We start from the raw sequence: 19,616 nt of genomic DNA, 5'->3' as shown, positions 1-19,616 counted from the left end.
GTCTGGGCCGTGTCTCAGTCCCAGTGTGGCTGATCATCCTCTCAGACCAGCTAAAGATCGTCGGCTTGGTGCGCCTTTACCACACCAACTACCTAATCTTACGCGGGCTCATCCCTCGGCGATAAATCTTTGGACTTACGTCGTCATCCGGTATTAGCAGCCATTTCTAGCTGTTATTCCGAACCAAGGGGCAGATTCCCACGCGTTACGCACCCGTGCGCCACTATCACCCGAAGGCAATCGTTCGACTTGCATGTGTTAGGCATGCCGCCAGCGTTCGTTCTGAGCCATGATCAAACTCTCAAGTTTATGCTACCACACCATCCCAACTGGAATCGCCAGGACAGCGCAGACATCTCAAGGAGCCGCTCTGCACAAAATCTATTACGTATGGATACGTGAAGGACCTGTGAGAACAGCTTAGTGCTTACGACACATCCGACGCCTTGATAACGCCAGACATCCCGCAGGCCGCCGCCCACATGTCCCTTCATCTAAATCAACAATGTCAAAGAACAAAAACTGAAACGCCCTCCAGCTCCCCTCTCAGGTCGCACAAGGCATCTGGTTTTTTGCGACCGCTGCGAAACGAGCCACGAAGGCCGCCGCTGCGGTTCGCTGTAACTAGGGAAGCGCGCTGCGGGCGTCAACAACATTTTTTGCGTTTTTTTGACAGGATGCCGTTTTTAGCGCCTCACGCCCGTCAGAACGGGTCCCGGACCGTGCCCTGCGCCATCCGGTCCATAGATACGCCCGGAACCCCGCCAGCTTGTGACGCAGGCGGAACAGGTAGAAGCGGCGGATACCCCCGCATGGCGGCACCGGATCGGCGATATCCAGCCACAGGTCGCGCAGGTCCTGCCCGATCGCCTTGCGTATCCGGGGATCACGCCGATGTTTGGCATAGAGCGCACCGTCGCCAAAGCTGTAGCCGGCCAGCAGCCGGGCGACCGTCGCCTCGTCCCGGCGTCCGTGATGATGATCGACCGTGAAACGCGGGTCGTAGCGCACGGGGATATCGTGCCCCAATGCGCGGAACAGGAAGTCGGTATCCTCCGCCGCGACGAAGGGGGCGCCGGCACCGAACCGCTCGTCGAACGGGCCGATCCGGGTGACGACATCGGCAGTGAAGGCCAGATTCGCGCCCATCACGAACCCGCCGGGGAAGGCACGGGGCGCGGCGATCATCGGATGATCCTCCAGCTTCACCGTCACCGGCAGGTCGGCGGGATCGCCCGGCAGGATGCGCCCGCCGATGATGGCCGGCCCCGCCACCTCGGCGAAACAGGCGGCCAGCCCGGCCAGATGGTCGGCATGGAGCACGCAGTCGTCATCGGTCATCGCGACGATCCGCCCCCGCGCCGCGGCCAGGCCCCGGTTGCGCGCCCGCGACAGGCCCGGGCGCGGCTCGTTCAGCAGCACGACCGGGAAGGACTGGTCCGCGCGCCATGCCGCCAGCCGGGCCGGGGTCGCATCGGTCGAGCCGTTGTCGACGATCACCGCCTCCACCGCCAGTCCCGGCGCGGCCGCCACCGCGCGGGTGATCGAGGCCAGGGTCACATCCAGCCTGGCGCAGCGGTCGCGCGTGCACAGGATCAGGCTGATGTCGATCACGCGGTGCTGACCCCGGCGCACCCCGCCGTCCAGCAGCCGATATAGGCGGACAGCTTGCCGTAATCATTGTCGAGTGCGGTGTGCGGGATGCCCAGCAGCATCGCCAGGATATGCCCGTGCAGCCGGTCGGTCACGATCTCGCGTCCCCGCGACAACAGGCGCAGTCCACGCTCGACCCGCGCGGTCGCCATCCGCTCACAAGCCGCAGCCTGCGTCTCGCCGGGCGGGGCGACGGGGACGATGTCGTCCGCCAGCCAGTCGACCACCACCGCGCCGGGCCGGTCCGCCGCGATCCCCGCCACCCGCTCGTCATCGGTGCGCAGCAGCATCAGCAGGTCGCAATCGGCCGTCCCGCGTCGTGCCTGCGGCCCCAGCGCAAAGGCGGAATCGGGCGCGAGATCGACCGGACAGGCGAGGTGCGCCGTCGCCCAGTCGAGGCTTCGCCGATCGCGGACATAGAGGTGAAAGTCGGGATGCGCCGCCACCGCGTCCACGAACGGCACGATCCGCGCGGGGTCGCGGAAGTGGATCGACTGCGGCAGTTGCACCACCCGAAATTCACGAACGTCACGCAAAACACGTTCCCGGAACAGCTGGTGATGCGGCCAGATGTCGCCGAGATTGCCGCCGCCATGCAGGAAGACCACGCCGCCCGGGCAATCGCGCCGGAACGTCGCTGCGTCGAAACCGTCCCAGGTGGCGACGTGATCGGGATCGCGGCCGGTCACCTCGCGCAACATCGCCAGTTCGCCCAGCCAGATAGCGCTGTCGCCGACATTGGCGTGATCGGGGAAGTCGAGCAGCGCATAGGCCTGCCCCGGCCCGACATGCCGGCGATACAGGGCGAGCAGCGCCGCCCGCTGCGTCGCGATCGCGATCGCGTCCGCCATCGTCGTCATGCCGCGGCCGGCATCGGTGTATCGGCGCGGGCCGCGGCGTAGAGCGTCTCGCACCCGTCCAGCCAGCGGTCGCGGGTGAACAGCCGCTCCACCCGCTGCCGCGCCACGGTGCGCGGGATCGCCAGCGCTGCGCCGATCGCGGCCGCCAGCCCGGCCGCGTCGTCGGGCGGGGCGAAGCATCCGGCCTCCCCGATCACCTCGCGCGCGGCGCCCCGGTCGAACGCGGCCACCGGCAGGCCACAGGCCATCGCCTCGATCGCGACCAGCCCGAACGGCTCGTCCCAGCAGGGCGTGAACAGGAAGACCGAGGCGCGACCCAGCTCGGCTGCCAGTGCCGCGCCGTCCAGATGGCCGCCATAGCGCATCGCCCCGCCCAGCCGCGGCGCGACCTCGGCCGCCCAGTAATCCGGGTCCTCGATCTGTCCGAACAGGGTGAGCGGCACGCCCGCCGCCCGCGCCGCGTCGATCGCCAGATGCGTGCCCTTGTTGGGGGTGATCCGCCCGCACCACACCGCGCTGCCGTCGCCCGCCGGCGTGAAGGGCCAGGCGGCGGAATCGATGCCGTTGTGCAGCACCGATGCCTGTGCCGGCGCCCCCTCCGGCCACCATGCCGCCATCTGCCGCGCGGAGGTGACGGTCAGCCGGTGCCCCGGCGTCGCGCTCGCCCGCACGAACCAGTGCAGCGCGTCATAGGGCGGCACGTGCAGCGAGGTGACGGTCGGCACCAGCGCGGTCCGGCGCGGCTCGATCGCGAAGCGGTGCAGGCTGTTGTTGTGGACCACGTCGAAGCCGCCGGCCGCGATCCGGTCGCACGCCGCGGCGTAACCGGCGTCGAGATGCGCGATCAGTGGCGCGGAGCCGCGATGCTCCGCCCAGGGGAAGGTGCGTTCGTAATGCTCGGGCACGACGGGATCGATCGCGAAGCGCGGGTCGCTGTCCCCCGCGGCAAACAGCACCACCTCGTGCCCGCGCGCCTGCAAGCCTTCCGCCAGATACCAGCTGTGCGATTCCATGCCGCCCATGAACGGCGGGGCGATCCGCTGGCGGACATGCGCGAGCAGCGCGATCCTCACGCCTTCTCCATGACGGGGCGCGCTTCCAGGATGCGGATGATGCTGGCGGTATTGGCATAGGGCTGATGCCGCTGCTGCCCGGTCAGCGCGCGATCGGCGTCGTCGGGGCGGCGCAGGATGCGGATCGGCCGGCCGGGCGCGGCATCGATCAACCCCATCAGGGCGAACGCATGGAGCCAGTGATCCATGGTCCGATAACCCCATTTGCTCTCGAACAGTTCGGCATTGCGCACCACGCTGTCGAGGTGATGGACGGGGGGCATGTGGTGCGGGTGATACTGGTGATAGGCGAGCCCGCCCCTGATCCACGCGATCGGGATACCCGCCTCCGCGATCGTCTTGCCGAAATCGGTATCCTCGCCGCCATAGCCGACATAGCGTTCGTCGAATCCGCCGCTGGCGAGGAAGGTGGCGCGGCGCATCGCGAAGTTGAGCGACCAGAAGCAGCGATAGTCGCCGCACCGCTCGATCCCGTGCGCGGGCGGGCCCTGCCGGTCGGAATGGCGCACCGCGACCGCCGCGAAATCCTCGTAGCTCCAGTCGCCGGCGCCATCTTCACCGGCTGTCGCCCCGCCCGGCAGGTACATCACCTCGCCCATCAGCAACCCGTCCAGTTCGCCGAGCGCGGTCGCGTAATCGGCGACCAGCGTCGGCGTCGGGATGCAGTCCATGTCGAGGAAGACGAGCACCTCCCCCGCCGCCGCCTTCGCCGCGGCGTTGCGCGCGGTCGCCAGCGGCAGGCCGGCGTCGGTCGCGATCATCATCTGCCGCACCGGAAACGGCGCGTCGGGCAGGTCGTAGGTTTCGTCCTGCATCACCGCGACGATCAGTTCGACGGGCAATCGCGTCTGCCGCCCCAGCCCCGCCACGACGTTGCGCAGATGGTCGGGCCGGCCCCCGGCCAGCGTCACGACGGATACGGGGGCGGATACGGAAGTCATCGGCGGGCACGCTCCGGCAGGAAGGAATACGGAAGACGGCCGGCCACGGTGCCGCCACCGTTTCCCCTGTTTTCCGTTATCTAGCCGAAACGTCCGCGCCGGGTTTTGGCTCCCGTGCGTCAGGCGGCCCCGCCCAGCCAGGTCAGGTGCAGGCGATCGACATCCGATGCCCGCCCGGCGGGGGGTGCCGATCCCTGCGGCGCCACGAACGGCCTGTCGTCGCGATAGCCCAGCAGGACACCCGCCCCGGCCCAGTCGAACGACCATGTGGGGCGACGACCCGACCGCGCCGGATAACCAGCGGCGAGGATCGCCTCCGCCACCATGACCGCATCGGCATCGCCGGCGATCTCCAGCAGGAAATGATGGGGTGACCGGACATCGTCCGCCAGCCCGATGCTGTCGCGGGTCAGGAGCAACGCATGGTCGCCCGGCCCGGCCGATACCGGCAGCACATGCCGGTCAAGCGCGTCGATGACCGGTCCCTCCGCCTCGGGCCGCCATTGCAGGCGTATCTGCCGTTCCGCCCCGCCGGGCATCGCGACGAACAGCGACAGCCCATCCTCATAGGGCAGGAAATCCGATCGCAGGAACCGCCATGTCTCGCCGACGGAATGCACGATGCCGTCATGGTCGACGAAGGCGCACACGACGCGGTATCGTTGGCCGGGCGTCAGATGCATGAACGGTCCGGGTCTTGCCGGGGCCTTGCGACGCCGTCGCCACCATCCGAACATCATCCGTCCCCTATGGCCGGTCGACCGGCGCCGCCTCACCGTCCGGCAACCGTCGCCGCCACAGCAGCCACGCCAGCCCGGCGAGCAGCGCGGTCGCCCCCAGCAGGATCAGCCACAGTATCGTCCGGCGCATATCGCGGCCGGTGTCGCCGGCCTCGGCCAGCGTCACGCTTGCGGGCGGGGCGCCGGCCTGCGCGATGCCGACGGGCCGGCCGGCCGCCTGCGTCATCAACGCGGCCACGGGCAGATAGGCATCGCGCGCCCCCGCCCGGCCGACCGCCAGCGTGAACGGCGCGCGCCCGGCCGTCAGGAACATCAGGTCGTGCGGCACGAAACCGATCCGCACCCCCGGCGACGCGGAAAAGCCCGACGAGCCGGGATCGGCCGCTATCCGCAGCAGCCGGTACGGGCCACCGGTCAACGCGATGTCCTCTCCCGTCCGCGCCGCGACGCCTTCGCCAAGCAGGGTCCATGGCTGTTCCGCATCGTCGCGGCCGAGGATGCGGACGGGGACGAGCATGTCGTCCCCCGCCGGCACGAGCCGCAGCGCCGCGATCGGCAGGGCGAACGGGGTCGCGACGTCGATGGTGCGCGCATCCCCGCCCGGTGGTAGTCGCGCCGTCACCCATGCCAGCGCGACGGACGCGGCCGGCCGGCTGCGCAACGTCGCCCCGCGTACCGCGATCGGCGACAGCGGCCGCGACGCCAGCCGCCACGTCACGCGCAGATAATCGCCGGACAAGCCGGCATCTTCCAGCGCGATCGTCGCATTGCGCGCAGTATCGGTGGCGGCGCGATAGACGGTCTTCCGCCCCAGCGGCCGCCAGTCCGACAGGTCGCGGCTCGCCTCGACGGTGAAGGTCACCGGCTGGCCCGCGGGCATATCGGCATCGAGCGTCAGCGCGCGCGCCTCGCCCGTCACGGCGCGCGTGTCGAGCAGGGTGCCGAGCAGTACCGATCCGTCGGTGCCGGGGGCGATCGTGCCGTCGACGCGGGCGATCCGTGCATCCCCGGCCCGGTCGATCCGCAGCGACAGGCCGCTGACCCTGAACGCGTCGGCCGCCCCCAGGATCGGCATCGCCGCCAGCGTGTCGCGGCGTTCCGCCGGCGTGGCGGAGAGGCGGGCGATCGGCATCGCGCGGCCCCGCGCGTCGAACAGGCGGATATCGGCAAGACCCGGCGTCTGCACCGCGGCCAGCGCAGCCGGGGGCAGCGCCAGCCGCTGCACCGGCGCATCGCCGTCCGCCGTCACGGCAATGCGGACAGCATAGGCGCCCGGATCGCCATCCCTGCCCGCCGGGGCGGCCGCGACGAGCAGGACGGCCGCCAGCATCAGCCGCCTCATCGTCCCTCCCCCTTGACGGCTTGCGGCCTGGGCGGCAGCGGCGCGAGATAGCCGACGACCAGCATCAGCAACCCGACGACGATGAAGGCGACGATCCGCGCGCCCCCGCCGCTGCCGTTCATGTCGATCAGCAGCAGCTTGACGACCGTCAGCCCCAGCAACGCCGCGCCGATCAGCCACAAGGTCCGCCGCATCCGGCGATGCGCCACCACCATCAGCGCCAGCGCGACCAGCGTCCACAGGATCGCAAGGCCGGTCTGCACCACGAAGCTGGACAGCAGCGCCCCCGGATTCCACGCCACCCCCAGCAGATGGTGGGCGATGCGCAGCCACACCGTATTGACCGCCACGAACGCCAGCCACGCGATCATGCCGCGCGCCGCCCGGCCGCCAAGGGCTGCGGCACCGGGGTTCGGCAGGTTCGCCGCCCCGATCGCCCGCCGCCACCATTCCAGCGTCGCCAGCGCCAGCGCGACCGACAGGTCGGCGGGGTTGAGCAGCGGGACATAGGGCAAGGGGTCCGCCGAACCGGACGAGAACAGCGCGACCAGCAGCATCGCCGGCACCAGCAGCGCCGCGACCGGCAACGCCGCGTACCAGCCATAATCGGCTTCGTGCCGTGCCAGCGGCCAGCGGGGAGTGCCGCGCCCCTGCAAGGCGCCACGCGTCCACCGCGTCAGCCCGGCGAGGATCGCGGCGACCGTGGTCAGCAGCGCCGCCTCTTCCCATGCGCCCCGTGTCGACAGGCCGGTCTGTTCGAGGACGAACAGCACGCTGTCGATCGCCAGCGCCCCGCCCAGCCACACCCCGCCGGCATGGGCGGCGCGCACCATCGGCTGCCGCCCGGCCGCGTCGCCGTCGCGATCGATCCGGTGGAGCATGTGCAGATGGAGCGCGATCGACACCGCCCAGATCGCCCAGTCGGGGGCGGACAGGACATGCGAGCCGGCCGCCCTCTCCGCCACGAACCCCAAGGCCAGCGCGATCAGCGTCGCCCGGGCGGGCCAGCCCGCGACCGGCCAGCGCAGGCGACGGCCGATCGCCTGTGCCCCCCACGCACTGCCGACATAGGCGAGCATCATCAGCAGCGCGCGCGTCGCCCCCGCGAAGACCGGCACCGGCATCCCGCCGCGCTCGACCGGGGGCAGGTACCGCCCGGCCTCGACCGCCCAGGCGAGCCACCAGAAGCCGAACGCCACCAGAAAGGCCGGATCGCCCAGCACCGCTTCGATCCGGGCATAGCCGCGCGCGAACCGCGATCCGCTGTGCGGCAGCGGCGTGCGCAGCCACCAGGCGGTGATGCCCAGCGCCAGCGCGATCAGCACCGGGCCGACAAACCCGGCACCGGCCAACGGCGCGACATTGAGGGCAATCAGGCACAGCAGCGCCGCGATCGACTGGAGCAACAGGCCGAACAGCCGCGGCATCCAGCGCGCCTGCCGCATCCCGACCCAGACCGCGCCGGCCCCCTCCAGCGCCCAGACCGCCGAGGTCCAGCGCGCGCCCAGCGCCAGCGGCACCGCCAGCGTGACGAAGCCGATGCCGATCGCCAGCATCGTCTCGTTCATCACCCGCAGTTCGTCGCGACGCCGGTGCATCGTGAACGCGGCGATCCCCAGATAAAGCGCGGCGAACCCCAGCGCGGCGAAGGCGCTGCCGAACGGACGGTCATGGACCAGCCCGACCTGCAACCCGAACCCCGCCAGCGCCGGCCCGAACGACAGGGTCGTATCGACCACGTTGCCGAACCGGCCCGGCGTCGCGCGCGCCTGCATCATGCCCGTCGCGACGTAGATCAGGACCCAGACGATCAGGAACACCTGCCCCGCCGCGAAATCGGCCGGTTGATAGGACGCCGCCTCCCACAGGGTCATGACGCCGAACGTCGCGACGAAGCCCAGCAGGTTGAGCAGCCGCCACGACCGCCGGCCCGCGATGAACAGGATCGCGAGGTTCAGCAGCGTGTAATAGGCGAACAGGCCGACGACGTCGCCGGTGCCGTCCGACAGCAGCAGCGGCACCGCGAACCCGCCCGCGAAGGCGGTCAGCGCCAGTGCCTGCGACCGTTGCAGCAGCGCCAGCGCGCAGCCGGCCGCGCACACCACGATCATCAGCGCGAACGCCGCGCCGACCGGCACCGTGTCGTACAACTTCGCCGCGGCGAATAAGGTGAGGTAGAGGATCGCAACCCCGCCGCCCTGCAGCGCCAGCCCGAACCCCGGCCGGCCGGTCCGCGTGCGGAACCCAGTGACGAGCAGCGCGACGCCGATCGCGGCGACCACCGCCAGCCGGAACTCGATCGGGAACAGCCCCGCCGCGGCGGCATAGCTGGCCAGGAACGACAGGCCCACGAACAGGACGACCAGCCCGAGCCGGACGATGGTGTTGCCGCCCAGCAGCCAATCCCGCGCCCGCGCGATCGCCGCCTCGACCAGGCCCGGTTCGGCCGGCGCGGCGGGGGCCGGCTCCACCGGCGCTGGCGTGGCGGGTGCAGGTGCGGGGGTGCCGGGGGGTGCGCGCCACACCGCGGGATCGAACCCGACCATCCGCCCCGGCTCCTCCTCGTCCGGGAAGGGATCGACCGGCGCGACGACGGGCTCCGCCGGCGCTGACGCGGGGGCCGGCACCGGTACGGGGGCTGGCATGCTTTCCCCCCGTTCGTGCAGGCGGGTGGCCAGCAGGTCGATCTGCGCCTGCAGCGGCGCAGTCGCCGTCGCGACCTCCATCCGGATCATCCTGCGGCCGGCCCAGCCGACCAGCGCACCGACGATCCCACCTAGAATCAGTCCATGCTCACTGTATCCGACCAGCACCCACCCGACGAGCGCCGCCAACAACGCCGACCACAATATCATCAGCGTTCGATCCCCTGTCGCGCGATCCCCTGTCGCGACACGCGGGGGCAGCATGGCGCAGATCACGGCCGGCTGTCGATCCGTTACCCCTTCCCCCCGCAGGATCGACCGTCATGCCGGGCACGGCCGCCCGTCATACGCCCATGTCACATACACCGTCCGGAACCCCGCCCTGGTCTGGCAGGCGTAGTGATGGCGCGTCATGACGGCACCGATCACGAACGGCCCGGCGATCATCAGCAACATCCCGATGACGACCGATGCCAGGAACAGCCCGAACGCGGCCCCCGTCCACCGCTCCCGCCGCGCGGCACCGAGGCGCGATAGCGGCGCGAGCGCACTCAACGACAGGAAACCGATCCCGAACAGGGGCAGCGCGAACATCATGCTGCCCGTCCGGATGACGGGGGCATCGCGGCGCATGGCGTCGACCCAGACGGACAGGTCCGACAGGCCGAACAGGCCAGCCCCGATGCCGATCGCCAGCGCGCCGATCCCGACCAGCCATTCCTGCCAGGCAAACCCCGCCGCCCCGGCGACCGCGCCGGGGACGGAGGATCGACGACGGCGGCGGTCATCGCGGCGCTGCGGGGATGGGCCACGCTTCTTCATGCCCCGTTTCATGCCCCGTCCGTGCTTTCCCGTTGGTCCGGATCATCGGCACCTTCCTGCATGCGCCTGTGTCCGGTGGGACAAGCTCTACGGGATCAGGGCGTGGTGACGAAAGGCCATCGTACGGCATACATGTCGACGATCCGACAGGCATATGGCTTCGTGTCATCCATCAGCGGTTCCGGCCGCGCGGGCGAACAGCAGCGCGGCGCCGGCGAACAGCAGCACGAACAGGCCGTTGAGCACGATCTGGCCGGTCGGGCCGGGCGGCGCGCTGCCGCCGGCGACGACCGCGACGCCCCCAACCAGCGCCTGCACGATCGCAGCCGCGGTCATCGCGCGGGCCATGCCCCGGGCCTGGAAACGTGCGCCGATTGCGCCGGCCAGCGCGGTTGCCAGCACCGCGCCGTACAGCAGGTTGAGCGGGTTGCCCTCGTCGCCGATGATGCCCACCGCGGCGTTGATCCATATCAGCAGGAAGGCGGTCACCAGCGCCAGCCCGCTGCCGGCGCGATAGGCCAGGTTGCGCGTCGTCCGAACCGCCAGTTCGAACGCGATCCCGACACCCCCGATCATCACCGCGGCAAACACGAAATCGAAGGCCGTCCAGTTCACCGCATCGGTGATCCGCATCGTCGCCAGCGGGATCAGCCACAATGTCGCCGCCAGTCCCCAGCCCGCGATCCGCCACGGGTTGCAGCCTCCTTTGCCTTCCGTCACTTCCTTCGTCATCGGCTTGCCTCCATGGTGCGAAGGCCGTTCCCTGCCCGGTCGCGGGGTGAGCGGCATGAGCGATCGATGAGGATTTGCTGAAAAGTGACAGACAGCAAGTGACAGCCAGTACATGACAGGCGACGGCTATCTGTTCGACCGCTTCACCCTGGATGCGGACAACCGCCTGTTGCGGCGCGACGGGATCGCGGTGGACCTCAGCCCCCGTTACCTCGACGCGCTGATCCTGCTGGTGACGGAGGCCGGCACGCTGGTGACCAAGGACCGTTTCCTGGGCGAGGTGTGGCACGGCGTCCCCGTCACCGACGAGGCGCTGACCCAGTGCATCAGGACGTTGCGCCGCCAGCTCGGCGACGATGCCGCGCGGCCCCGGTTCATCGTCACCGTCCCGAAACATGGCTATCGCTTCGTCGCCACCGTCACCCGCGCCGCGACCCTGCCGGCCGATGACGAACCCGCCAGTCCGCCCGCACCGCCGGCCCATGCCCCGACCGACAACCTGCACGATGCCCTGATGCTGGGCGGCGCGGGCACGCTGGGGGCCGGGGTGGCGGGTATCGTCGGGGGACTGTTCTACGGCTCGATCATGGCGACGCAGGGAACTGGGCAGGGAGCCGGGGCAGGCGGCGCCTCCGTCCTGCTCGTCCTGTTGTGGCTGACGGTGGTGGCCGCGGTGGTCGGCGGGGCCGGGGTCAGCGCCGGGATTGCCGCCTCGCGGGTCGCCGGCGCGCGCGCGTGGCGCATCGCGGGGGGCGCGCTGGGCGGCTTCGCGGTGGGGGGGATCGTCAAACTGCTCGGGCTGGACGCGTTCAACCTGCTGCTCGGCCATGCGCCCGACGACATCACCGGTGCGCCCGAGGGACTGGTGCTGGGGGGCGCGGTTGGGCTGGGCGCATGGCTGGCGGGGCGCACTCCCTCGCCCCGTCACGGGATCGCCTGCGCGGCCGCCAGCGGCGGGGCGGGCGCGCTGCTGATCCTGCTGCTCGGCGGGCGGATGATGGGCGGCAGCCTCGACGCGCTGGCGCGCAGCTTTCCGGCCTCGCGCCTGCAGCTCGACCGGATGGGGCACCTGTTCGGGGAGGCCGGTTTCGGCCCCGTCACCCGTTTCGCCACCGGCATGATGGAGGGCGCGCTGTTCGCCGGATGCATCGTCGGGGCGATGATGATGACGCAGCGGACGCTGGCGGCGAAGTAAGGTTGCTCGCGCAGAGACACGGAGCGTCTCGTATGAGGCGCACGTTCCTTTCCAGAACAAGGTCGTCTTATCCACCGGCGCCTGCGGCCTGCGGGCGGTACCGTTGGCTGTCGCCACACTGTAACCCTCCGGGAGAAGCCCGGGGTGACGGGGCTTTTCGATCCGGCTTTCACTTTTTGCGAAGGCCCCTCATCATCCGGGGTGAAGCCGTTTTCGGGCCCGACCGGATCAGGCGATAGCGAAGAAGACAGCCAGAGCTCGCGTCACCGCCAGCATGGTTTCGGCATCGAGATGACCGATCGTTGCCCCGATCTTGTCACGCTTCACCGACATGGCCTTGTCCACCATCACCTGCGACTGTTTCTTCAACCCGTTGGCCGGTGTCGGGTCGATCGTCGTGCGGATCAGGGGCGCATCCACCAGCGTTCCCGACACCAGCAGGACCGTGACCGTGCCGGTCTGGTTGAACTGGTCGGACTGGATGATGAGCGCGGGACGCGGCTTGCCGAAGTCGCCGGGCAGGGCGATCGTCACCAGATCGCCCCGGTTCACGCCCCGCTCTCGGAGTCCAGATCGGCTAGGGCCGCATCCATGAAAGCGTCCAGATCATGATCCACCCTGTCAGCAGCGGCCACCACGCGCGCCTGTCGCCGGCATTCCTCCGTGAAACCCGGTCGCCGCGTATCGGGAACCCATATCTGGATGGGTCGCAGGCCGGCCGCACGCAGCGCGTCGCGGCGCTTCCGAACCCGTTGGCTGACAGGTGCCGGCATGGGCATCGCTCCGATGAAAACCGTCACATGTAACCTATGCCGGATCGGCGATCACCGCAAGGCGAACGGGCGATGTTTCGGGCACCGGCAGGCGATCTCGCCGTACTGAATACCGACATCGAAAACCTAAAACCGGAAGCAACGTGCGCCCTGTTTCCGCCCACCGTTTTCCCCATGGCGTCAGGTTACGCATAAAGACGGATCATCCCAGCCCGTCCAGCACGTCACGCAGCCGCTCGATCCGGGCGGCGGGGTCGTCGATGCGTTCGCGCAGCAGCCAGCGGTGCTTCACCGCCTCGAACGGGGCGGGCAGCGTCGCCTTCGGGTCCGCTAGCGTCAGGGCGATCGCGGCGGGGCCGGCGTCGATCTGGCGGACGCCCGCATCCGCGGCCAGCGCGGCGATGCGCGCGGTGTCGAGCAGGCGGGCGGCAGGCTCCGGCACCGGGCCGAACCGGTCCTCCAGTTCCGCCTGGAACGCGTCGATCGCCGCCACCTCGTCCAGATGCGCGAGCTGGCCGTAGAGCGACAGGCGCAAATCCGCCTCGGGTATCCAGTCGTCGGGCAGGCGGCCGGTCGCCCCGAGCGATAGTGACGGCTGCCACCGGTCCGCCGCCTCGCCCCGCGCCACGCGGAGCGCATGGCCGAGCAGATGCTGGTACAGGTCGACCCCGATCAGCTTCATGTGACCGGCCTGTTCCTCGCCGATCAGGTCGCCCGCGCCGCGCATGTCGAGATCGCGCGCGCTGATCGCGAAGCCCGCGCCCAGCTGGTCGAGCGCCTGGAGTGTGCGCAGCCGCTTCAGCGTCGCCTCCGCGATCGTCGCCTCGCCATCGGTGGTCAGCAATATCTGCCCGCGCCGGCCGCCACGCCCCACCCGCCCGCGCAACTGGTGCAGCTGCGACAGGCCGAAGCGGTCGGCATGGTGGACGATCATCGTGTTGGCGCGGGGCACGTCCAGCCCCGCCTCGATGATGTTGGTCGCCAGCAGCACGTCGCCGTCGCCGGCTGCGAACCCCGCCATCGCCTCGTCCAAATCGCTGGCGTCCATCCGGCCATGCGCGGTCACCACCCCCAGCGCGGGGACGAGGCGTTGCAGCGTCGCGGCCATGGCGGCGATATCCTCGATCCGGGGCACCACGACGAAGCTCTGCCCGCCCGCCGCACGCTCGCGCAGCAGCGCCTTGCGCACGTCGTCGCCGGCAAAGGCGGCGACGGTGGTGCGGATCGGCCGGCGCCGCGCCGGCGGGGTGGCGATGATCGAGATCTGTTGCAGCCCGACCAGCGCCGATTGCAGCGTGCGGGGGATCGGCGTCGCGCTCAGCGTCAGGACATGGCCCGCGCCCAGCGCGCGCAGGCCCGCCTTGGCCGCGGCGCCGAACCGCTGTTCCTCGTCGATCGCGACCAGCGCGAGATCGGCATAGCGCACCGCCTTGCCCGCGACCGCCGCGGTGCCGATCACGACCTGGATGCTGCCGTCCGCCAGCCCCGCCAGCACCCGCTTGCGCTCCGCCGGGGTCGACAAGCGCGAGAGTCCTGCAACCTCGATCCCCGTGCCCGCGAAGCGCCGGCGCACGCTGTCGAGATGCTGGCGCACCAGCACCGTCGTCGGCGCGACGATCGCCGCCTGCCGCCCGGCCAGCGCCACCAGCGCGACCGCACGCAATGCCACCTCGGTCTTGCCATAGCCGACATCGCCGACGACCAGCCGGTCCATCGCCCGCCCGCTCGCCAGATCGGCGCGCACCGCGGCGATCGCGCGCGCCTGATCCGCGGTCTCGGTGAAGGGGAAGCCCGCCGCGAAGCGTTCATAGGCGGCATTGTCGGGGACGATCGGGTCGACGGTGCGGGCGTCCCGCTCCGCCGCCAGCGCCGCCAGCGCCCGCGCGCTTTCGGCGATGGCGGCATCGATCGCGGCGCGGCGCTTGTGCCAGCTCGCGCCGTCCAGCGTGTCGAGCGTCACCGCATCCCGGTCCGCGCCATAGCGCCAGATACGGTTCGCCTCCTCCACCGGCACCAGCCGGCGGGCGCCCCTGGCATAGTCCAGCACGATATGATCGCCGGCCGCCTCGCCCTGCGGCGCCTCCAGCCCGGCGACGCAGCCCAGCCCGTGATCCTCGTGCACCACGACGTCGCCGATGTGCAGTTCGGCCCCGCCCGCGAAGCCCGCGACCGCGACGCTCGCCTCCTCGCCCTGCGCACGGCTGCCGAGCAGGTCCGCCGCGGCAATCACGGTGCAGCCGGCATGGACGAAGCCGCGCTCGACCGGCGCCTCCAGCAGCGCGACGCTGCCGACCGGGGCCGCCATCGCCGCCGCCAGCGACTCCGCCGGGGCCGCAGCCGCACCGATCCGCGCGCGCAGGAACCGCAGATCACGCGCCGTTCCCGCCAGCACTAGCCGCCCGTCCGCCAGCACGGGCTTTGCAAAGCGCCGGAACGCGCGGATCGGGTCGGCGCGCTCGACGAAGCGCGGCGGAGCCGCTTCTGCCGGGCCGTCGTCCGCCAGCGTCGCGGGCGTGTCGCCGATCGCCTTTGCCCATGTCTTCGCATCGACCAGCCCGGCCGGCGTGCGGCGACGCGGCGCACCGTCGCGCGCCAATGCCAGGAACGCGTCGCGCCGTGCCTGTGCGCCGGGTTCGATCACGATCGCGGCACCGGGCAGGTGATCGACGATCGTCACACCCCCCTTGCCGTCGCTGCCGGTCTCCGGCTCGCTCGCCTGACCGATCACCACCGTGTCGACCGCCTCGGTGCCAAGCTGCGTGACGGGGTCGTAGGCACGCAAGGCCGTCACCACCCCGTCGGCGAATTCGATCCGCACCGGGGTGGCGCGGTCGGCGGGGAAGATGTCGATCACCGTGCCGCGGATCGCGATCTCGCCGGGTTCGTCGACGCGGTCGTCCTCGCTATAGCCAAGCGCCTCCGCCTGCGCGGGAAAGCCCGCCGGGTCGATCGCGTCGCCGACCGAGAAGGCGGGGGGATGCTCGTCGAACGCGGCGGGCTCGGGATAGCGCACCGCACTGGCCGCGGCCGACACGATCGCGACAATGCGCGCCCCGGGCGTTGCCGTGGCGGCCACGCGCAACCGCCGGAGCGCCGCGACCCGCTGCCCGACATTGCCGGCGGAGGGGGGCGCGGCCTCGCCCGGCAGCGCGTCGCTGGAGATCAGGTGGACGACGACCGCATCGGGCACGAACGCCGCGACCAGTTTGGCGATCGCCTCCCCCCGCTGCCCGTCCCGCACCACCGCCAGCGTCCGCGCCTCGTCGCGCAGCGCGATCCGCGCCGCGACGATCGCGACGGGATCGGTAGCCGCTGCCTCACCGGGCAGGGTCGTATCGGGGGTCCGCTTCAGCATCCGGAATTCCTCCAGCCAGTGGTGGCTACAGGGACAACCGGCATCCGGCATCTGGCGTTCCGTTTGAAAAGGCACGGTTTTTAACCTGTGTCTTCGGAGCGTCGCTATATACTGCGGCCAAGGTCGAACCAGATCACGCCACCAGCCCCCACCCTCCGACCGGCACGATCGTCGGCGCGCCGAGTTGCGGATACGGGCCATGGAACAGATCGCCGAGCGCGCAGCGGTAATGGCGGTTCAGCCAGCGGCGCCGGCGGTGTTCGGGGCCGTCGTGGATCATGTGGCAGCGCTGGCAGAGCGCGGCCAGATTGTGCGCGACGCTGTCGGTCGGATCGTGGTTCAGGTGCGCGCAGGCCAGCACCACCTGCGTCCAGCGCCCCTCGCGCAGCAGATCGCGGCGCGGCAGCCGCACCCGCCGCCCCTGCCCGTCGCGCCAGCGCCGGTCGTGGCGATCCCACCACAGGCCGTCACCCAGATGGAACACCCGCTCGCCATGCGGCCGGCGGCAATGCTCGCATCGCCCGCCGGCGCGGCCGAACCGGATCGACTGCGACAATTGCGTCCAGTCGATCGGGTAGAGCCAGAGATGATCGGCGCGGATCGGCATCGTGCGCCCGACTCTGATTCATCCCGGCCCGGAACGAAAGCGGAAAACGACATGAATCCGCTGTTTTGCACGTCAGGCGGCCTGGACCTCAGGCAGGCTGGCCGTTGCCCCCGGTCGATCCGAAGATCTGCCCGGTCGAATAGCTGAGCGACGGATCGGCCGCGGCGACATATAGCGCGGCGATCTCCGCCGGCTGTCCCGGCCGGCCCATCGGCGAGCTTTGGCCGAAGCTGCGCTGCTTGTCGGGGGTCGCCCCGCCGCTGACCTGCAGCGGCGTCCAGAACGGCCCCGGCGCCACCGCGTTCACGCGGATGCCGCGCGGCGCCAGTTGCTTGGCCATGCTCTTGGTGAAGTTCAGCACCGCCGCGCGCGTCAATGCATAGTCGACGATATCGGGCGAGGGATCGCCCGCCTGCTCGGACGAGGTGTTGACGATCACCGCCCCCGCGCCCATCCGCGCCACTGCCGCCTTCGTCAGCCAGAACGGGGCATAGACGTTGGTCTTCATCGTATCGTCGAAATCCTGCGCGGAGATGTCAGCGATGCCGGGCCGGGTCTGCTGGCGCGCGGCGTTGTTGACGAGGATGTCGAGCCCGCCGAGCTGCGTCGCGGCCTGCTCCACCAGTTTCCGGCAGAAGCCCTCGTCGCGCAGGTCGCCGGGGATCGCGACCGCCCGCCGCCCCTCGGCGCGGATCAGCGCGATCACCTCGCGCGCGTCGGGCTCCTCCGCGGGCAGATAGTTGATCGCGACGTCGGCGCCCTCGCGGGCATAGGCGATCGCCGCGGCGCGGCCGATGCCGCTGTCGCCCCCGGTGATCAGCGCCTTCTTGCCCGCCAGCTTGCCCGATCCCTTGTAGCTGGTCTCGCCATGATCGGGCCGGGGCGTCATCTTTGAGGCGAGGCCGGGCCAGGGCTGGCGCTGCACCGGAAAGGGCGGTTTGGGATAGGCGGCTGCGGCTGGCGTGGTCGCTGCTTTCGCGCCCCCCTGAACCGCCGCGGCGGGGGCGGCGACGGCCCCGGCCGCCAGGGCGGCGCCGGTCACGAAGGTACGGCGATCGGTATCGGTCATGTCAGGCTCCGCGACAGGTCTTTCGCGGTGAAGCGCGGCATACGCCGATACGTTCCGGCAAATGGCGTAAGACCATGCTTACATTGCTCAATTACCGGGGCGATGACAGTTACAGGAACGATTGCGGCGACGGTTGCAGGTCGGCCGGGTCGATCCCGACCTTCAGTCGTGGTAGCGGCCCAGCAGATCGGCGATCCCCACCCGCTCCGCCGTGATATGACGGTGCAATTGGTTCAGCGTCAGCCGGGCCGCGGCCTGATAGCCTGCCCGGTCTTCGGCGATCCGCGCCGGCGTCCATTGCATCACATGCACGCGGAACACCTCGCCCGCCGCGATGCAATGCACCTTCATCTCCCGCGCCAGCGCCCCGCGCTCCGCATCGCCCGACGCGATCGCGGGATCGAAGATGACATCGTGCTTGAAGACCTGATACGCACCGAGCACCTGCACCAGTTCCCGCCGCAGGCCGGTCAGGTTTTCGAACGACACCTCCTGCCCGTGCGCGAAGATCTCCACACCCTGTGCCAGCAGCCGCAACGCTGCATCCTGATGCCGTCGCAGGGCATCGATCGAGCGATCCTTGTCCATCGCTTTACCCTATATTCAATGCGTTAAGATCCCTTCTATCACACGGCCCCGTCGCGCTTCCGCATCATGAGCCGCCCGCCTACAGGAAGCCCGCGCCGGCGTGATCCTTGAACAGTTCGGCATTGCGGACGTAATCCGCCAGGATCTGCACCGTCTTGTGGCGGCTGACCTCCTGCATCTTGAAGATCGTCGCGCCCCGCGCCGCGCTTTCGGTCAGGAAGCCGGCGCGCAGCGAATGGCCGGCGAAGCGCCGCGGGTCCAGCCCGGCACGGACCGCCGCCCCCTGTACCAGTCGTGCGACCGCCCGGTCCGACATCGCCACCGCCATCGGCTCGTCGCCGCGCGTCAGCCGGCGGAACAGCGGCCCCTCGTCATGCCCGGCCGCAGCCAGCCACGCCATCAGCCGCGCCTTGGGCGCCAGCCGCATCCCCTCCGGGATGGCGATCACCACCCCCCGCCCGGCCTGATCGGTCTTCGAACCGCGGATGGTGAGGCGCAGCCCCTCCGGCACCAGCGCGACATCGGCCATGGTCAGCGCGACCAGCTCGCTGCGCCGAAGCGCGGCCGCCATGCCGATCACCAGCACCGCGCGGTCGCGCCGCGCCCGCACGCCGTCCCCGGTGATCGTCGCCAGCAGCCGTTCGAGGATCGCGGCATCGGCCGCCTGCTTGCGCACCACCGCCCCGCCCCGCGCGCGGCGGATGCCCGCCATCGTCTCGCGCAGGGGACCGGCATCGGGGCTGTCGGTCGGCGCCACGAATCCGCCCAGCCGATGATAATGACCGATCGCCGCCAGTCGGCGCTCGATCGTCGCCGGCGAGCGGCCGCGATCCGCCTCCGCCCCGATGAAGCGCCGCACGACATCCGCACCGGCCGGCAACGCGCTTTCCCCTCGCCCCGCGCACCAGGCGGTGAAGATCGTCCAGTCCGCCCGGTAACCGCGATGCGTATTCTCCGCCCGCGCCGCTCGCGCATACGCATCCGCCCGCGCGGTCTCCGCCCGCACCAGCCCCGGCAGCGACGGCTGCGATCGAAGCGCGGGCACCGGCGCGACGACCACCAGCGACCGCGACGACGGCCCATCACCCGTCACGTAATCGTCGAAGGTGTGTTGGGGCGGTGCCACGGTGATCGATCCTGCCGGTTTTATGGATTGCTGTCGAGTGTCCGATAAGGAATGTTATCGGTCACCTCGATTGGCTTCGAAGAATAGATGCGGCG

At 70.5% G+C, this 19,616-nt stretch carries 17 protein-coding genes and 1 rRNA gene; 1 reads left to right on the top strand and 17 read right to left on the bottom strand.

Annotated elements, in window-relative coordinates; genetic code table 11:
- The 10 genes from IFT82_RS15815 to IFT82_RS15770 form a co-directional block, all read right to left on the bottom strand.
- Window positions 1–309: ribosomal RNA gene (locus IFT82_RS15815) — 16S ribosomal RNA — on the bottom strand; the annotation flags it as partial.
- Window positions 310–624: 315 nt separating this feature from the next.
- A complete protein-coding gene (locus tag IFT82_RS15810) occupies window positions 625–1,614 on the bottom strand; it encodes a glycosyltransferase (protein WP_192128547.1) in 990 nt (329 codons plus the stop codon).
- Complete coding sequence (locus IFT82_RS15805) at window positions 1,611–2,513, bottom strand: polysaccharide pyruvyl transferase family protein (RefSeq protein ID WP_244646832.1); 903 nt, start codon at window positions 2,511–2,513, stop codon at window positions 1,611–1,613. The genes IFT82_RS15810 and IFT82_RS15805 overlap by 4 nt, the downstream gene beginning before the upstream one ends.
- On the bottom strand, window positions 2,510–3,586 hold the full coding sequence (locus IFT82_RS15800) for a glycosyltransferase (RefSeq protein ID WP_192128545.1): 1,077 nt from the start codon (window positions 3,584–3,586) through the stop codon (window positions 2,510–2,512). The genes IFT82_RS15805 and IFT82_RS15800 overlap by 4 nt, the downstream gene beginning before the upstream one ends.
- Complete coding sequence (locus IFT82_RS15795) at window positions 3,583–4,527, bottom strand: galactosyltransferase-related protein (RefSeq protein ID WP_192128543.1); 945 nt, start codon at window positions 4,525–4,527, stop codon at window positions 3,583–3,585. The genes IFT82_RS15800 and IFT82_RS15795 overlap by 4 nt, the downstream gene beginning before the upstream one ends.
- A gap of 119 nt (window positions 4,528–4,646) precedes the next feature.
- Entirely contained in the window at window positions 4,647–5,210 is a 564-nt protein-coding gene (locus IFT82_RS15790; protein WP_192128541.1) for a DUF3601 domain-containing protein, read from the bottom strand.
- A gap of 64 nt (window positions 5,211–5,274) precedes the next feature.
- On the bottom strand, window positions 5,275–6,609 hold the full coding sequence (locus tag IFT82_RS15785) for a DUF3999 family protein (RefSeq protein ID WP_192128539.1): 1,335 nt from the start codon (window positions 6,607–6,609) through the stop codon (window positions 5,275–5,277).
- On the bottom strand, window positions 6,606–9,464 hold the full coding sequence (locus IFT82_RS15780) for a DUF2339 domain-containing protein (RefSeq protein ID WP_192128537.1): 2,859 nt from the start codon (window positions 9,462–9,464) through the stop codon (window positions 6,606–6,608). The genes IFT82_RS15785 and IFT82_RS15780 overlap by 4 nt, the downstream gene beginning before the upstream one ends.
- Before the next feature lie 111 nt (window positions 9,465–9,575).
- Window positions 9,576–10,076: a hypothetical protein gene (locus IFT82_RS15775; RefSeq protein ID WP_192128536.1), complete on the bottom strand. Its 501-nt coding sequence runs from the start codon at window positions 10,074–10,076 to the stop codon at window positions 9,576–9,578.
- A 165-nt stretch (window positions 10,077–10,241) separates the two neighbouring features.
- Entirely contained in the window at window positions 10,242–10,808 is a 567-nt protein-coding gene (locus IFT82_RS15770) for a hypothetical protein (RefSeq protein WP_192128534.1), read from the bottom strand.
- Window positions 10,809–10,920: 112 nt separating this feature from the next.
- On the opposite strand from IFT82_RS15770, the gene IFT82_RS15765 reads away from it, so the two are divergent.
- Entirely contained in the window at window positions 10,921–12,003 is a 1,083-nt protein-coding gene (locus IFT82_RS15765) for a winged helix-turn-helix domain-containing protein (protein WP_192128532.1), read from the top strand.
- A 228-nt stretch (window positions 12,004–12,231) separates the two neighbouring features.
- Here the strand turns inward: IFT82_RS15765 and IFT82_RS15760 are convergent, their stop codons facing one another.
- The 7 genes from IFT82_RS15760 to IFT82_RS15730 form a co-directional block, all read right to left on the bottom strand.
- Window positions 12,232–12,537, bottom strand: coding sequence for a type II toxin-antitoxin system PemK/MazF family toxin (locus tag IFT82_RS15760; protein ID WP_342355131.1), 306 nt, complete (start codon window positions 12,535–12,537; stop codon window positions 12,232–12,234).
- Between the two features lie 14 nt (window positions 12,538–12,551).
- Window positions 12,552–12,776 (bottom strand): antitoxin MazE family protein, encoded by a 225-nt coding sequence (locus IFT82_RS15755; RefSeq protein ID WP_192128570.1) that lies wholly within the window; start codon window positions 12,774–12,776, stop codon window positions 12,552–12,554.
- Between the two features lie 202 nt (window positions 12,777–12,978).
- Window positions 12,979–16,131, bottom strand: coding sequence for a helicase-related protein (locus tag IFT82_RS15750; protein ID WP_192128528.1), 3,153 nt, complete (start codon window positions 16,129–16,131; stop codon window positions 12,979–12,981).
- Window positions 16,132–16,264: 133 nt separating this feature from the next.
- Window positions 16,265–16,738 (bottom strand): hypothetical protein, encoded by a 474-nt coding sequence (locus IFT82_RS15745; protein ID WP_192128525.1) that lies wholly within the window; start codon window positions 16,736–16,738, stop codon window positions 16,265–16,267.
- An 88-nt stretch (window positions 16,739–16,826) separates the two neighbouring features.
- On the bottom strand, window positions 16,827–17,807 hold the full coding sequence (locus tag IFT82_RS15740; protein ID WP_199860530.1) for an SDR family oxidoreductase: 981 nt from the start codon (window positions 17,805–17,807) through the stop codon (window positions 16,827–16,829).
- A gap of 162 nt (window positions 17,808–17,969) precedes the next feature.
- Window positions 17,970–18,395: a hypothetical protein gene (locus IFT82_RS15735; protein WP_192128523.1), complete on the bottom strand. Its 426-nt coding sequence runs from the start codon at window positions 18,393–18,395 to the stop codon at window positions 17,970–17,972.
- 79 nt (window positions 18,396–18,474) lie between these two features.
- Window positions 18,475–19,521 (bottom strand): site-specific integrase, encoded by a 1,047-nt coding sequence (locus IFT82_RS15730; protein ID WP_342355130.1) that lies wholly within the window; start codon window positions 19,519–19,521, stop codon window positions 18,475–18,477.
- Window positions 19,522–19,616 lie beyond the last annotated feature (95 nt).

It is taken from the genome of Sphingomonas sp. CFBP 8760, assembly GCF_014841615.1.
Taxonomy (GTDB): Bacteria; Pseudomonadota; Alphaproteobacteria; order Sphingomonadales; family Sphingomonadaceae; genus Sphingomonas.
This window is presented reverse-complemented; position numbering and strand designations above follow the sequence as displayed.